General features: G+C 58.4%; 14 protein-coding genes and 1 pseudogene. 7 read left to right on the top strand and 8 right to left on the bottom strand.

Going from position 1 to position 15,511, the window contains the following annotated elements; translation table 11 throughout:
* Positions 1-4: 4 nt before the first annotated feature.
* Positions 5-250, bottom strand: a pseudogene (locus tag ACVWZG_RS03825) (Mo-dependent nitrogenase C-terminal domain-containing protein); the annotation flags it as partial.
* Positions 251-958: 708 nt separating this feature from the next.
* Between ACVWZG_RS03825 and bchB the strand changes: the two are divergent.
* The 4 genes from bchB (at position 959) to coaD (ending at position 4,454) form a co-directional block, all read left to right on the top strand.
* Complete coding sequence (bchB, locus tag ACVWZG_RS03820; protein ID WP_457406422.1) at positions 959-2,491, top strand: ferredoxin:protochlorophyllide reductase (ATP-dependent) subunit B; 1,533 nt, start codon at positions 959-961, stop codon at positions 2,489-2,491.
* A 56-nt stretch (positions 2,492-2,547) separates the two neighbouring features.
* Positions 2,548-3,552 (top strand): UDP-glucose 4-epimerase GalE, encoded by a 1,005-nt coding sequence (gene galE / locus ACVWZG_RS03815; RefSeq protein WP_457406424.1) that lies wholly within the window; start codon positions 2,548-2,550, stop codon positions 3,550-3,552.
* A gap of 66 nt (positions 3,553-3,618) precedes the next feature.
* Positions 3,619-3,954: a divalent-cation tolerance protein CutA gene (gene cutA, locus ACVWZG_RS03810; protein WP_414330961.1), complete on the top strand. Its 336-nt coding sequence runs from the start codon at positions 3,619-3,621 to the stop codon at positions 3,952-3,954.
* Positions 3,955-3,974: 20 nt separating this feature from the next.
* Positions 3,975-4,454 carry a pantetheine-phosphate adenylyltransferase gene (coaD, locus tag ACVWZG_RS03805; RefSeq protein WP_011433776.1) on the top strand — a complete coding sequence of 160 codons (480 nt, stop codon included), beginning with the start codon at positions 3,975-3,977 and terminating at the stop codon, positions 4,452-4,454.
* Positions 4,455-4,483: 29 nt separating this feature from the next.
* Here the strand turns inward: coaD and ACVWZG_RS03800 are convergent, their stop codons facing one another.
* The 3 genes from ACVWZG_RS03800 to ACVWZG_RS03790 all read right to left on the bottom strand — a co-directional run bounded on the left by ACVWZG_RS03800 (position 4,484) and on the right by ACVWZG_RS03790 (position 6,708).
* A complete protein-coding gene (locus ACVWZG_RS03800; protein ID WP_414408536.1) occupies positions 4,484-4,843 on the bottom strand; it encodes a pentapeptide repeat-containing protein in 360 nt (119 codons plus the stop codon).
* 168 nt (positions 4,844-5,011) lie between these two features.
* Entirely contained in the window at positions 5,012-5,542 is a 531-nt protein-coding gene (hpxZ, locus tag ACVWZG_RS03795) for an oxalurate catabolism protein HpxZ (protein WP_457406425.1), read from the bottom strand.
* Between the two features lie 149 nt (positions 5,543-5,691).
* Positions 5,692-6,708, bottom strand: a complete 1,017-nt coding sequence (locus tag ACVWZG_RS03790) for an FHA domain-containing protein (RefSeq protein WP_414522977.1) — start codon at positions 6,706-6,708, stop codon at positions 5,692-5,694.
* Positions 6,709-6,886: 178 nt separating this feature from the next.
* Between ACVWZG_RS03790 and ACVWZG_RS03785 the strand changes: the two genes are divergently transcribed.
* Together ACVWZG_RS03785 and ACVWZG_RS03780 are read left to right on the top strand one after the other, a co-directional pair.
* Positions 6,887-7,372 carry a CGLD27 family protein gene (locus ACVWZG_RS03785; protein WP_414390435.1) on the top strand — a complete coding sequence of 162 codons (486 nt, stop codon included), beginning with the start codon at positions 6,887-6,889 and terminating at the stop codon, positions 7,370-7,372.
* Between the two features lie 33 nt (positions 7,373-7,405).
* Entirely contained in the window at positions 7,406-8,338 is a 933-nt protein-coding gene (locus ACVWZG_RS03780) for a bifunctional riboflavin kinase/FAD synthetase (RefSeq protein ID WP_414355748.1), read from the top strand.
* 6 nt (positions 8,339-8,344) lie between these two features.
* On the opposite strand, the gene ACVWZG_RS03775 is transcribed toward ACVWZG_RS03780, so the two are convergent.
* The 4 genes from ACVWZG_RS03775 to rpoD form a co-directional block, all read right to left on the bottom strand.
* Entirely contained in the window at positions 8,345-8,806 is a 462-nt protein-coding gene (locus ACVWZG_RS03775; RefSeq protein WP_457406428.1) for a molybdenum cofactor biosynthesis protein MoaE, read from the bottom strand.
* Positions 8,803-9,588 carry an adenosylcobinamide-GDP ribazoletransferase gene (locus ACVWZG_RS03770; protein WP_457406430.1) on the bottom strand — a complete coding sequence of 262 codons (786 nt, stop codon included), beginning with the start codon at positions 9,586-9,588 and terminating at the stop codon, positions 8,803-8,805. Before ACVWZG_RS03770 ends, ACVWZG_RS03775 begins: the two co-directional genes overlap by 4 nt.
* Positions 9,585-9,842, bottom strand: a complete 258-nt coding sequence (locus ACVWZG_RS03765) for a hypothetical protein (RefSeq protein ID WP_457406432.1) — start codon at positions 9,840-9,842, stop codon at positions 9,585-9,587. Before ACVWZG_RS03765 ends, ACVWZG_RS03770 begins: the two co-directional genes overlap by 4 nt.
* Positions 9,843-9,947: 105 nt before the next feature.
* Positions 9,948-11,159, bottom strand: a complete 1,212-nt coding sequence (gene rpoD, locus ACVWZG_RS03760) for an RNA polymerase sigma factor RpoD (protein ID WP_414390936.1) — start codon at positions 11,157-11,159, stop codon at positions 9,948-9,950.
* A gap of 645 nt (positions 11,160-11,804) precedes the next feature.
* Between rpoD and metH the strand changes: the two genes are divergently transcribed.
* Entirely contained in the window at positions 11,805-15,479 is a 3,675-nt protein-coding gene (gene metH / locus ACVWZG_RS03755; protein ID WP_457406434.1) for a methionine synthase, read from the top strand.
* Positions 15,480-15,511 lie beyond the last annotated feature (32 nt).

Here is a 15,511-nt window from a genome sequence, read left to right as displayed (position 1 = left end):
TGCCTTACAGGTAACGGCTAATGTCTTCTCCTCGCTCCGCCAAAAACGACAAGGCCCGGAAGCGCAGCCCTGCCACCTGGTCGTAGAGGGGGTTGAGCTTACACATGGGCGGAATGTGCATCACCTTATGGCCAAACAGCACCACATCTCGCTCAAAGGGGCAGCGGGCCGGGATCCACTGGCAAAGGAAATGGGCCAAGCGTGGATCGCGGATGCTAAAGTTATCCATAGCCGATTGAATGGGACGCAACGGAGCCTGCAACCAGTCGCGCAGGCGACCCGTGGACTTGAAAAGCACAGAAGTCATGGAACCAGGCAGCTCCTGAGGAGCTTTGCGAGCACGTTGCCAAGAAATCGTTGTGGAACCCATAAGCTTTCACCTCAACCTTTGAAGAAGCAGCAGCCTTTGGTCGGTTACGGCGCGCAAAATTACTAGCCATCGACAATTCTCTGTGTCGAGTTTGTATTGAGGGAAACATCAGCCATCTCTCTTCCCTCTGTTAGTCTGCCTTCCTCAACAGAAAGCTTGCTTCTGTAAACAAGAATCTCTGCTCAACGTTGTAGAGCTACATGTTTTGTCTCCAAAAGTTAACATGTAACGAAAAATACAAAAACTCCTCTGCTCTTGTCCACCAGCCGATTCCCTGTCAGGATCCCTGAGGTTCCTCAGCTTGAACTTTGGGGCCAGATGGGTATCCATCGCTCCTATTTCTAGGATGGAACAAGCCCTTTGGGCGGAGTAGGGGGATCCCCGTAATCACACTTGCCTTGGCAGGGTTGTTTTTCTTTTGATCGAGTTTGGCTTGGGAGCGTCTCGGTTGGGAGTTACGGAGGATAACAGCCAAGGGATGCCGGCTGCTGAGCGTTCTACAATGCCAGGAGAGATTCCCAGCGGGTGCACATCCGGCGGTGGGTTGGGATCCTTGATTTTGTCTCTGGCTTTCTTGAGAGGCTGCCCATGAAATTGGCCTATTGGATGTACGCTGGCCCTGCCCATATTGGCACGCTGCGGGTGGCCAGCTCCTTCAAAAACGTTCACAGCATCATGCACGCTCCTCTGGGAGACGACTATTTCAACGTGATGCGTTCCATGTTGGAGCGAGAGCGGGATTTTACTCCGGTAACCACTAGCGTCGTTGACCGGCAGGTGTTGGCGCGGGGATCCGACGAAAAGGTGATTCGCAACATCGTCCGCAAAGACGGCGAGGAGCACCCGGATTTGATCGTGGTCACCCCCACCTGCACTTCCAGCATTTTGCAGGAAGATCTGCATCACTTTGTCCGGCAGGCCCAGTTGGCCAGTCGCTGCGACGTAATGCTGGCAGATGTCAACCACTACCGGGTTAACGAATTGCAGGCAGCAGATCGCACCCTGCACCAGATTGTGGAGTTCTACATCACCAAAGCTCGCAAACAGGGGGAGCTGAACGACTCGCCCCAAAAGACGGAGCGTCCTTCCTGTAACATCCTTGGCATTTCCAGCCTGGGGTTTCACAATGCCCACGATCTGCGGGAGCTGAAGGCGCTGCTGCGAGATCTGGGGATCCAGCTCAACCTGGTGATCCCGCAAGGGGCCAGTGTCCACGATCTCAAACACCTGGGGCGGGCCTGGTTTAATGTGGTGCCCTATCGGGAGCTGGGGCTGATGACAGCTCGCTACTTGCAGGAGGAGTTTGGCACGCCTTCCATCGAGATCACCCCGATGGGGGTGGTGGAAACGGCCCGCTTCATCCGCCAGATCCAGAAGATCCTGAATGAGCAAGGGATCCCTGTCGATTATGAAGCCTACATCCAGGAGCAAACGCTGCACATTTCCCAAGCGGCCTGGTTTTCCCGCTCCATCGACTGCCAAAACCTGACCGGCAAAAAAGCGGTGGTCTTCGGGGATTGCACCCACGCGGCAGCGATCACCAAGATCTTGGCCCGCGAGATGGGGATCCACGTGGTGTGGGCGGGCAGCTATTGCACCTACGATGGAGAGTGGTTCCAGGCAGAGGTGGGGGAATATTGCGATCAGGTCTTGATGACAGAGGACCACACCCGCGTGGCGGACGCCATTGCCCAGGCGGAACCTGCCGCGATTTTCGGCACCCAGATGGAGCGGCATGTGGGCAAACGGCTGCGGATCCCTTGTGGGGTCATCTCGGCCCCCATCCACGTGCAGGATTTCCCTATCGGCTACCGGCCCTTTTTGGGCTACGAGGGCGCCAACCAAATTGTGGATTTGATCTACAACTCCTTTACCCTGGGCATGGAAGATCACCTGTTGGAGATCTTCGGTGGCCACGACACCAAGGAGGTGATTCACAAGAGCCTGAGCGCCGATTCCGACCTCATCTGGACGCGGGAAGCCCAGGCGGAGCTGAACAAGGTGCCCGGCTTTGTGCGCGGCAAGGTTAAACGCAACACCGAAAAATTTGCCCGCGAACGGGGCTTGACCGAGATCAGTGTGGAGGTCATGTACGCCGCCAAAGAAGCTTTTGGAGCTTGAAGGGATCCCGTTGACAACCTTTACCCTGGGTGGGATCTTCCATCTGACGTTTGCCTATGCGTCTCCTGGTTACCGGCGGGGCGGGCTACATCGGCAGCCACACTTGCAAAGCTCTGGCGGCCTCTGGCCATCTGCCCATCACTTACGACAACTTGGTTTACGGGCACCCCTGGGCAGTTCGCTGGGGGCCGTTGGAGATTGGGGATCTTGCCGACCGGAAGCGGCTTGATCAAGTCATCCAGCACTATCGCCCAGAAGGGGTGATTCACTTTGCTGCCTATGCCTATGTGGGCGAGTCGGTCAAGGATCCCGGCAAATACTACCGCAACAATGTGGCCGGATCCCTGAACTTGCTGGAGGCCATGCGAGATCACGGGATCCCTTACCTGGTGCTCTCCAGCACCTGTGCCACTTACGGGGTGCCAGAGCGGATCCCTATTCCCGAAAGTCATCCGCAACGTCCCATCAACCCCTACGGCCAGAGCAAGCTGATGGTGGAGCAGATCTTGCGAGATTTCCAGGTTGCCCACGGGATCCGATCCATTAGCCTGCGCTACTTCAATGCCGCCGGAGCCGATCCCGATGGTGAAATTGGGGAGGCCCACGACCCGGAAACCCACTTGATCCCCTTGGTGTTGGAGGTCGCCGGCGGCCAACGTCCTCACATCACGGTCTTTGGAGAGGACTACGATACCCCCGATGGCACCTGTATCCGAGACTACATCCATGTCACCGACCTGGCGCAAGCCCACGTGTTGGCAATAGAAGCGCTGGCCTCTGGCCGACCCGTACCAGCAGCCTACAACCTGGGCAATGGCCAAGGCTTTTCCGTCAAAGAGGTCATTGCCACCGCAGCAGCCGTGACCGGAAGACAGATCCCCATGCAAATGGGAGCGCGCCGCCCTGGGGATCCCCCGCGCTTGGTGGGCGATGCCGGTGCCATCCTTCGCGATCTCAACTGGAAACCTCTCTACACCGACTTGGCCGAGATCATTCAAACTGCCTGGCGCTGGCACCAGAAGCGACCCTACTTTGGGAAAGCCAAGCCCTCGGTGAGCTAGGAACGCCTAGCCCGGCGGGCGATAGGATAGGGAGAAACCGCCCGGCTAACAACTTCCCCGCCCCGCATGGACGACAAGATCACACCCGATACCCTCGCGGTTGTCATGACCACGGTGGGATCCGAAACCGAGGCCCATCGCTTGGCTCATACCTTGGTGGCCGAACGTTATGTGGCCTGTGCCCAGGTCTTGCCCGGGATCACGTCCTACTATCGCTGGCAGGGATCCCTGCAGACCGATGCCGAGTTCCTCATCCTGCTCAAATTGCCCGCAACTGCCTATCCCCGCCTGGAACAACGGCTGCGAGAGCTGCACCCCTACGCTGAGCCCGAGATCCTGGCTCTGGCAGCCACTCAAGTGAGCACAACCTATTTGGCTTGGGCCCGAGACCAGGTAGGCTAGGGAATAGTGCACAGTTGGCCATGATCGCCCTCTACCCCGGCAGCTTTGACCCCATTACCCTTGGGCATCTCGATGTTATCGAGCGAGCCAGTCGTCTCTTTTCTAAGGTGATTGTCGCCGTCTTGAAAAACCCCAACAAAACCCCTCTGTTCAGCCCCGAGCAGCGGCAAGCCCAGATTAGCCTGTCCACGGCCCATCTCAAAAATGTTGAGGTTGATACGTTTTCAGGTCTGACGGTGGCCTACGCCCGTCAACGGGGGGCAAAGGTGATCGTGCGCGGCTTGCGAGTCTTGTCGGACTTCGATGTGGAGCTGCAAATGGCCCACACCAACAAGCTTTTGGCTCCCGAACTGGAAACCTTGTTCCTTGCCACCGCCAGCGAGCACAGTTTTGTCAGCAGCAGCCTGGTGAAGGAGGTCGCCAAGCTGGGCGGCCCCATCGATCATCTGGTGCCCGCTCCGGTGATTCGAGATTTGCGGGAGCGCTTTCCCTTGGCCTGAGGGCTCAGGGATCCCCTCTCCTTCCCCAATCAAAATTCAAAGGGCTGCATCCCTGCCGTCACCGGATCAAACCCCACCGGGAAACAGGTGTTGTGATTGTAGAGGGAGCCACTCAAATTGGCTCCTTCCAAGCAGGCTCCCTCAAGGTCGGCATAGCGCAGGTCGGCACAGCGCAGATCAGCCTTCGCCAGATTGCTGCCCCGCAGGTTGGCGTAGCGCAGGTTAGCCCCATGCAAATCGGATCCCTCGAGATTGGCCCCTCGCAGATCGACCCCCCTCAAAAAGGCATACTCCAAGCAGGACTGGGGAAAATGGCGCTCTCCCCGCTGGTAGCGGCTGAGCAACTCTGAGGCCCCTTGTAGAGCACACTGGGCAATGGTTTGAGTCATGGTACTGCTCCCAAATCAGACTGGATGCCTTATTTCTATCCTCATCCCTATCATCGGGTTGACCAGGTTTTGATCATCCCTGCTTAACAAATAATTTCAGTTTTTGAGTGGATTGTTGCCCCCAAGTTTTTTTGGAAAGATCTATCCTCAGAGATATAGAAGTCTTTCCTAATCGGCAGCTTGTGCAGCAATGTTTCTTAATTCTTTTTGTGAAGAATACTTAACGGCTGGGCTTGATCGCCAACTCCAAGCCCCACCGGGAGCGCAAGCTGACCTGATCTTGCTGGGCTGTATGGATCCCTCAATTTCTTCTTTTTCCAAAAACGACACGTGGGCAGAGACAATCTTCCAGCCGATATCGGGGAACCTGTACCCCATCTGGCTTTGGCGGCCCAAGCGAGGGATCCCGTTCACCGGACGGCGAAACTCTAAGGTGACCGAGCCGCAATCCGCCCCAAAGGTGACTACCTGCAAACGCAGCATCTCGCGGGCCAAATTCGTGGGAGGACGCCGTTGGCGAAAAGCCTTGATCTCGTCTCCCCCGTAGAGATTTTCCCCCACACCAAAGCGCACCACCTGGGGGCCATCCCAAAACAGGCGGTTCAGGGTGGGCACATCATTGCTCGTCAGGGCAGCTTCGTACTGATGGTAGAGTTCGGTTAGCTCTGCCACCACCTCGGGGCGATTGACCAGAGTCATGGGCCAGGCTCTTGTGCAGTCGAAATGGGCCTTGCCATCTTATCGGCTCAAGGAGCAGCAGGAGGTTCTAAAAGAACAGCGGGATCCCCCACCTTGCTCTGTCAGACAGCAGACAGCGGCAAGACATCTCCGGGTAGTCGGATCCAAGTCTAGGGGCTGAGAACGGCTTGCAAAGACCGCACATCGCAGTAGTACACCTGATGGCGGTGGGCATACCCCTTCAGCTCCACAGCCTGATGGGAGAAGCAGGCGGCTGCCTGCCCCAGCTGTTTGGCCAAGCAGGTATAGGTGTCCTGGCTGATCGCCAGGTCGGCGTTGAGGGTGCGGGTAGCGCTCTCGATGCGAAAGGCCAAATTCACCGTATCTCCCAGAGCCGTATATTCTTGGCGGGTGTTGTTGCCCACCTGGCGCACGATTGCCGAGCCTGTGTTGACCCCTGCCCCCAGACGAATGGGAGAAGGCAGCGGAAACTCACCGTTCAGCTGCTCGGTCATTTGAAACAGCTTCGCTATGGCCTGCAAAACCGACTTCACATCGAGGTGAATTCCCGGCACTTCCGTGCCCAGAGAAGCAGTGTTGGCTTGGGGCACATGGAACCAAACGGCCATAATCGCATCGCCAATGTATTTATCGACAGTGCCCCCGTACTGCTGAATGATATCCCCACCCCGCCGGAACCAATCGCCCATCACCTGGGAAAGCAGGCGCTCGTCCAGTTGTTGAGTCAGTTGTCCGTAACCTCGCACATCCACCACCGCCACCGAGATCAGCCAGCGGGTTTGTAAAACCAGGGTGTCCGAAGGTTTGGCCGCAGGGCTGGGTTCCGAGCTGGCCAGGGATCCGCTGTGGAACTCCAGCTGGGATTGTCCAAGGGTGAGGTGATCCCCATCCTGCAGCAGGGTGGGAATGCTGACGCGGCGATTGTTGACAAACGAGCCGTTGCGGCTGCCCAGATCAATGAGATAGATGCTGTTGTTGTCGAGGTATTGCAGCAGGGCATGTTGGCGGGAAACGCTGGGATCGCTCAAGACGATGGCGTTGTCTTCATCGCGGCCTAGGGTCCAAGCGGTCGCTCCCGAGAGAATGTGTTTCCTCTGGCTGCCATCCGGCTCTTTTAAGATCACGTAGGGTGCGGCAGTGGCGGCAGATTCGCTCGTGACGCTCATGATGAGATGAATTCTAGACGCGACCACACTTTAATACGATACCCCGCTTGCCTTCGGTTGATGGGGGGTATCCGGGCTCGATTTCTGAGCCGCCTCTGCTGGGAGATGGAGGTCTGAGGATGGGCTTGGCGGGGGGCCGACCCGACCGGTATCATTTTGTGTAGATACGTTAAGGCGTATGCTGGATCCCTTCCATCCCATTCCCGCTGAGCAACAGCCGCTCCGGCAATATGCAGAGCTGAGGGAAGCCTTTCCTTTTTCCTGGCCTGCTTTGGGGTGGATCCCTTACTTAAAACGAATCTTTGGGGTTTGGGGAGCTGTTGTGCTGGCGGTTTCCCCGCTGGTTTGGAGCAGCTTTGCCGGAGATTGGGGCCACTTTGTCTCTGGGTCGGTGCTGGGGGCCAATGTCTTGCTCGGCCTGGTGTTGCTCCATCTCTACTTGGGATGGGCTTATGTGCGGCGGCGCTTGGTACAAGCCCAGATTCCCTATGAAGAAAGTGGCTGGTACGATGGGGCGATGTATGCCAAGTCAGAAGAGGAGCTGGCTCAGCATCGGCTGATTGTCAGGTATCAGATTGATCCTGTGTTGCAGCGCCTGCGACGGAGCTTGTGGGGCGTAGTGGGCTTGAGTGGGTTGGTGGCCCTGCTGTGGCCTCTGGGGTAGGCAGTTGGTTGGCTGTTTTTAGGATCCCGGACAGTGCACATCACTTCTGATCTGGCTCAAACCTTGCGACCCACCGCTGTGGCCATCGGGAACTTCGATGGCTTGCATCTGGGCCATCAGAAGGTGCTGCAGCCGATTCGAGATTCTCTTCAGGGGGTACGTACTGTCCTCACCTTTCATCCCCATCCCCAGGAAGTCTTGACGAGGCGGCCTCAGCTGTTGCTCACTCCCCCTGCCGAAAAGCTGGATCTGTTGGCGCAAATGGGCTTTGAGCAGGTGGTACTGCTCCCCTTCACCCCTGCATTTGCCTGCCAGCCCCCCCAAGAGTTTATCCAAACGGTACTTGAACAGGGCCTGCGCGTTCGCCATCTCAGCGTCGGTTGGGATTTTTGCTTTGGTCACCGTCGCTCCGGCAACGCCCAAACGCTCCAGGCTTGGGGATCCGAGCGCTGCATTCCGGTGGAGGTGATCCCGGAGGCGAAACTGAACGGGGAACGGGTGAGCAGCTCTCGCATTCGAGCTGCCTTGGCGACTGGGGAGGTGTCCACCGCCGAAGCGCTCTTGGGTCGTCCTTACCGGCTAACGGGAGAAGTGGTGCAAGGGGATCAGCGGGGCCGACAACTGGGCTTTCCCACCGCCAACCTCCGCTTGCCTCCGGAGAAGTTTTTGCCCCGCGATGGGGTGTACAGCGTTTGGGTGGATGTGCCTGCTGCTGCGGCAGCTCTACCTGGGGTGATGAACATTGGCCATCGGCCCACCTTTGCCGGTTTACAGCACACCGTCGAGGTGCATCTATTGGATTGGACAGGAGATCTCTACGGGCAAGAGGTGCGGGTGGCGCTACGGGGCTTTATCCGCCCAGAGCGGAGATTTCCCACGGTGGCAGATTTGATTCAGCAAATTCAGCAAGATTGCCAAACAGCCCGCCAGCAATTGGGTTTGGCTGAGCAAGTGGGTATGGTGTAGGGGGATCTATGCCGAAGAGAGCTCGCAAGCACCGATGCTCACCCAGGCGCTGGTGCCATCTCGCCAGTATTCTTTTTTCCAGATGGGGGCGTTGTGCTTGAGGGTGTCGATGGCAAATTGGCAGGCAGCAAACCCTTCGGCCCGATGAGGGGTGCCCACCGCCACCAAGACGCTGATCTCGCCAATGTGCAGCTTGCCGATGCGGTGGTGGATGACCACACTGTTGGCATCTGGCCAGTGCTGCTGAATTTGTCGGGCAATATCGGCGAAGACCTTCAGAGCCATGGGCTCGTAGGCTTGGTATTCCAGGTAATCGACAGGGCGGCCATTGGTGTTGTCTCGAACAGTGCCGCTCATCACCACCACAGCTCCATTGCCCGGATGGGAGGCCTCTTGGTGGACACGGTCGATGGATAGGGGAGCCAGGGTAATCTGGAAGGAAGTCTTCAGGACGGTCAGGAGATTCATGATGGCCCGATGAGAGATCCCCACAGCAATGCTATCGCTTCTGACCATTCCACCGTAGCTCCGTAGGTATCGCCCGTGTGTCCTCCCAACTGGCGGTAGATCCAGTAGCCCACGGCCCAAGCCCCCAGGGCGGATCCCAGCGTCCAGAGCAGCAAAGGGGGCCAAGCCAAGAGCCCGACCCAGCCCAACCCCCCGGTGATGGCCAGCACAAGCAGAGTGCCCGGCCACAGGGATCCCGGCAGGGAAGTGGAGTCTTTGAGGAAGCGGGCGGATCCCTGCTCTCGCAGATAGGGGTACAGGGCAATGGCGAGCAACTGGCCCCAACGCCCCCAGGCGGGCACCAGCAGCAAGAGGGGCCAAGCTCGAACGCTGCTCAGGGCAGCAAATTTCAGCAGCAGCAGCAGCACCAAGGCCAGTACCCCATAGGCCCCGGTGTGGCTATCGCTCATCACCTGCAGACGGCGACGGGATCCCTGCAAGTCAGATTTTTGTCCATCCTCAGTTGACCGTTCCGGATCCCCTTTGTAAGGATTCTTGTGGACATTGATCGCCAAGCCATCGGCAGTATCGGCCACCCCGTCCAGGTGCAGCCCACCGGTCAAGAGAACCCACAGGGCCAAGAGCAAAGCGGCCCGCACCGGATTGGGGAAAATCTGCAACAGGATCCCAGCCAGGGAGAGGATCCCGCCCAGCAACACACCTACCCCTGGCAGCCAGGCGGCAATGCCCTCAAACGGCAAGTCTCCGACCCACCCCAGAGGCAGGGCCGTGTAGAAAGTCAAGGCTGCCCAGAAGCGCCGCAATCGCTCAGTCCTTGAGTCTGTGTAAAGGGATCCGCCAATCCAGCCCTCTGGGAGAGAAAATAGGAATCCTTGCGAACGGTGCGCCCCACCACAATGGTGAGCTTGACAATGGTGAGCTTGGCCACCAAAGCTCCGATGGCGCACACCGCGGCCAACACCAGAAAGAGGGCTGCTTTTTCAGAAAGACTGGGATCCGCGGAGTCTGGTTCGAGTTCATGCTGAAGATCCTCCATCGCGCGGGTTGGCAGTTCCAACTCAGTCTGCCTTAGGGGGCCGGGAACTCTCTTGGATCCCTTGCCCCGGCTCTCCCTGAGAGCTAGAAGGAATGGGCCCCAGAGTCACCGGATGTATTCCTTCAACACGCTGTTGCGGTTGGGGTGGCGCAACTTGCGCAGAGCCTTAGCCTCGATCTGCCGGATTCGCTCACGGGTGACATTAAAGATCTGGCCGATTTCCTCCAGAGTTTTCATGCGGCCATCATCCAAGCCGTAGCGCAACTTCAACACATCCCGTTCGCGGGCGGTGAGGGTTTCCAAAACGCTTTCCAGATCTTCTCTGAGCAAGACTTTGGCCACCCGATCCTCCGGCGTCTCCCCATCCGACTCGATAAAGTCTCCCAGCCGAGAATCCTCTTCCTTGCCGATGGGGGTTTCCAAAGAGATGGGAAGCTGGGCCGACTTGGCGATAAAGCGCAACTTCTCGATGGTGATCTCCATGCGGGTGGCGATCTCCTCTTCGGTGGGCTTGCGGCCCAATTCCTGGGAAAGCAACTTGGTTACCTTTTTGATGCGGGAGATCGTCTCGTAGAGGTGGACAGGCAGGCGAATGGTGCGGGATTGGTCGGCAATGGCGCGGGTGATGGCCTGTCGAATCCACCACGTCGCATAGGTGGAGAACTTGTAGCCCTTCTCGTGGTCGAATTTCTCGGCTGCCCGAATCAGGCCCAGGGATCCCTCCTGAATCAAATCCTGAAAAGACAGGCCCCGGTTCATGTACTTTTTGGCGATGGACACCACCAAACGCAGATTAGACTGCACCATCTTTTCTTTGGCCCGCCGCCCCCGATGCAACCGCCGCCGAAACTCCGGCAAGGACATCTTGACCTCTTCTGCCCAGAGGGTGTCCGGCACCTCTTCTGGGTCTGACCAGAGGCCCATACGCTGAAAAACGGCCTCGCGAGCGCGCTCTAGCTCCAGCAGATCGGCAATTTTTCGGGCTAGCTCGATTTCTTCATCGGCCCGCAGCAGCCGAATACGCCCAATTTCCTGTAAGTAGACCCGGATAGAGTCATCGGTGTAGGGCTTTTTCTTACTGGCCGCCTTGCGCTTTGAGCGACCTTTGGCACCGGTAGCGGCAGTCTCTCCATCCTCCTCTGCTGCCTCTTCGTCGTCGTCATCCTCATCAAAAGCATCAGTGTCACCGGTATCCAGTTCGCTCTCGAGGGTATCTGTCTCGGTGTCCAACTCCAGGGCGCTGGAAGGTGGATTTTCCAGATCCGGTTCGAGAAGAGCTGTTTTACCCGATTTCACCAATTCCTTTGCTTGAGCCATGCTGAGTTCCTCGTGATCCTAATCACAGACAACTAAAGGTGACTAAGGGAGCTTAGACGCCAAAGGGAGAGGAGCAAGTTGCAGCTCTGCTGCATCCCACAACGCCAGAGTGAGGGAGCCGATATCCGCAAGCCAAAGCCTGACTTGCCCTAGGCCAGCCTGCCCGCTTCTGAATAACCGATTGCTCGGGTCAATCTGGAAGCAGATATCGCTCATGGAGCTCAACTGAACTGGCGCAAGACTCGTCTTGATGGACGGGGCCTCTCGAGGTGGCGAAAGGTGGATCTTTCTCTTCGTCGATCCTGCGACGGAGTGCGAGGCACTTTACCAAGGGGACGGAACATTCAGCACCTCAACCACTCCAACCTGCGAGGAGAAGATCGCTCTACAGCAGGCGGCAAGTGACCCTGGGAGGAACACTTGCGAGCAACTGTAGCCGTTCACACCAAAACGTCTTCCCTAAATTAGCCCGACCTGGGGGAAACAGCAACGGGGCAGGCAAAGAAAATGTTAAATTCACCTCAACAATGGCCAGAATGGAAGCCCTGGCCAGGGATCCATCCTTCGGCCTAGTCCGAGCAAATGGCTCGATGCTAACTTAAATCAGACTCTAGGTCGATGACACCCTGCCTGACTTTGACTTCTATGACCCATCCCTTCCTGCAGCATCTCCAGGAACGTGTGATTGTCTTTGATGGGGCGATGGGATCCTCCCTCCAGGCCCAGAACCTGACGGCAGCGGATTTTGGTGGGCCGGAGCTGGAGGGTTGCAACGAGATGCTGGTGCTGACCAAGCCGGAGGCGGTGGAGCGGGTACACCGCGGCTTTCTGGAAGTGGGGGCCGACGTTGTTGAGACCAATACCTTTGGGGCCACCTCCATCGTTTTGGCCGAGTACGGGATCCCGGAAAAAGCCTACGAGCTGAACGTGGCAGCAGCCCGTTTGGCCAAGCGGGTAGCAGCCGAGTTTTCGACGCCGGAAAAGCCCCGTTTTGTGGCCGGCTCCATCGGCCCCACCACCAAGCTGCCCACCCTGGGGCACATCAGCTTTGATGAGATGCGGGCTGCCTACGAGGAGCAGGTGCAGGGGCTAGTTGACGGTGGGGCGGATCTGCTGATCATCGAGACCTGCCAGGACATTTTGCAGACCAAGGCGGCCCTGGTGGCCGTGCAGCAGGAGTTTGCCCGACGCGGGATCCGCCTGCCGGTGGTGGTGTCCCTGACCTTTGAGGTGCAGGGGACAATGCTGGTGGGCACGGAGATCGGGGCGGCCCTGGCCATCCTGGAGCCCTATCCCATCGATGTGCTGGGCCTCAACTGTGCCACTGGCCCCGACAAAATGGTGGAGCACATCCGCTACCTCTCTCGGCATTCCCCCTTTCCCATCTCCTGCATTCCCAACGCCGGCCTGCCGGAAAACATCGGCGGCAAAGCCCACTACAAGCTCACGCCGGAGCAGTTGCGCTTCCACCTGGAGCATTTTGTGCGGGATCTGGGGGTAGCGGTGGTGGGAGGGTGTTGCGGCACCCGTCCCGAGCACATTGCCGCCTTGGTGGAAGCCGTGCAGGGGTTGCGGCCCAAACGTCGTAGCATCGAACGGATCCAGGCTGCTGCCTCGATTTATGCCCCTCAGCCCTACCTGCAGGACAACTCGTTTTTAATCATCGGCGAGCGCCTCAACGCCAGCGGCTCCAAAAAGATGCGGGAGCTGCTTAATGCCGAAGACTGGGATGGCCTGGTGGCCCTGGCCCGCGAGCAGGTGCGGGAGGGATCCCATGTGTTGGATGTCAACGTGGACTATGTGGGCCGGGATGGGGTGCGGGATATGCGGGAGCTGGTGTCCCGGCTGGTCACCCAAATCCAAATCCCCCTGATGCTGGACTCCACCGATTGGCAAAAGATGGAAGCGGGCCTCAAGGTGGCGGGGGGCAAATGTCTGCTCAACTCCACCAACTACGAAGACGGGGAAGAGCGCTTCTTCAAGGTGCTGGAGCTAGCTAAAACCTACGGCGCCGGGGTGGTCATCGGCACCATCGACGAAGAGGGCATGGCCCGCACCGCCGACAAGAAGTTCCAGATTGCCGAGCGGGCCTATCGCCAGGCGGTTGAGTACGGGATCCCGCCCTACGAGATTTTCTTTGACCCCCTGGCTTTGCCCATTTCCACCGGCATCGAGGAAGACCGTAGCAACGGAGCAGCCACCCTGGAGGCCATCCGCCGTATCCGCCAGGCTTTCCCGGAGACCCACATTCTCTTGGGCATTTCCAACATCTCCTTTGGGCTCTCGCCGGCAGCCCGCGTGGTGTTGAACTCGGTGTTTTTGCACGAGTGCCGCGAGGCCGGCCTGGATGCCGCTATCGTCAGTGCCGCCAAGATCCTGCCCCTGAACAAGATCCCCGAAGAGCAGCAGCAGGTGTGTCGGGATTTGATCTGGGATCGGCGGCAGTTTAACGCCGTTCGCGTTAGCGGGACGGAGTCCTCGGGCATTTGCACCTACGATCCCCTGGCGCGGCTGACGGAGCTGTTTGCGGGAGTTTCCAGCCAAGAGCTGCGGGCAGCCAGATCCCTGGCCACGCTGCCTCTGGAGGAGCGCCTGCGGCGGCACATCATTGACGGGGAGCGGATTGGCCTGGAGGAGACCCTGGCGGAGGCACTGCAGAAATATCCTCCCCTGGAGATCATCAACACCTTTTTGCTGGATGGCATGAAAGAGGTGGGGGAGCTGTTCGGTGCCGGCAAGATGCAACTGCCCTTTGTGCTGCAGTCGGCAGAAACCATGAAAGCGGCGGTGAAATACCTGGAGCCCTTCATGGAAAAGGTGGGAGGGGAAGTGTGCAAAGGCACTCTTTTGATTGCCACCGTCAAGGGGGATGTCCACGACATCGGCAAAAACTTGGTGGACATCATCCTCACCAACAACGGCTACAGGGTAATTAACTTGGGCATCAAGCAGCCGGTGGAGAACATCATCGAAGCCTATGAAAAGAGCAAGGCCGACTGCATTGCCATGAGCGGCCTGTTGGTAAAATCCACCGCCTTTATGAAGGAGAACTTGGAGGTGTTTAACGAGCGGGGCATCACGGTTCCCGTCATTTTGGGAGGGGCTGCCCTCACCCGCCGCTTTGTGGAAGAAGACTGCCGCAAGACCTACAAAGGCCAGGTGATCTATGGCCGCGACGCCTTCGTCGATCTCCACTTTATGGATCGGCTGATGCAGGCCAAAGCTGCCGGACGCTGGGACGACCGGCTGGGTTTTCTGGATGACTTGGAGCAGGGATCCCCCTCTGCCAATGGCCAGAAAGAGGCTTCTTGGGTTCCAGAGGAAACGGATCCCAGCCTGCCCCCTGCGGAGACCACCGTGGGAGCTGCTCCCGCCCTCACCCTCTCCGAGTCCCAAGACACCCGCCGCTCTGAAGCCGTTGCCCTGGAGACCGAGCGACCCATCCCGCCTTTCTGGGGATCCCAGGTTCTCACCTCAGATCAGATCCCTTGGCCGGAAGTCTTCTTCTACATCGACAAGCAGGCCCTGGTGGCCGGACAATGGCAGATTCGCAAGCCCCGCGACCAGTCGGCAGAGGAGTTTGCCGAGTTTATCGCCACCCAGGTGGATCCGGTGATCGAGCGCTGGAAAGAGCGGATCCTGGCAGAAGATCTGCTGCACCCCCAGATTGTCTACGGCTATTTCCCGGCCCAGGCAGAGGGGAACACTTTGATCCTCTTCGACCCGGCCAGCTTCCCCGAGCTGTTTTCCCTGGAGCCAGGCTCCACCACCTATTTCCAACTGCCCACGGTGGAGCGCCCGCAACTCTCTCCAGGGGTGCGGGAATTGGCCCGCTTCACCTTCCCCCGCCAAAAAACCGGCCACCGCTACTGTATCGCCGACTTCTTCGCCGCTCGCTCCACAGGATTGGTGGATGTTTTCCCCATGCAGGCGGTCACGGTAGGGGCAGAAGCCACCGCCTATGCCCAGCGCCTGTTTGCCGAAGGCCAGTACACCGACTACCTGTATTTCCACGGCCTGGCTGTGACCCTGGCGGAAGCCCTGGCGGAATGGTGCCATGCCCGCATCCGGCGGGAGCTGGGGTTCGGCCACGAAGATAGCCCCGACATCCGCAAGATCCTGCACCAGGGCTATCGGGGATCCCGCTACAGCTTCGGCTATCCCGCCTGCCCAAACATCGCCGACCAACGGATTCTGCTGGAGCTGCTCCAGGCCGAGCGCATTGGCCTCACCATGGACGAAAGCGATCAATTGGATCCGGAACAGTCCACCACCGCCATCGTTGCTTACCATCCGGCAGCCCGCTACTTCAACACTTAGGCTTAGGCCCTCATCTCCAACCTCTCTCAGGG

The organism is Thermostichus sp. OS-CIW-33, from assembly GCF_054059615.1.
This window is presented reverse-complemented; position numbering and strand designations above follow the sequence as displayed.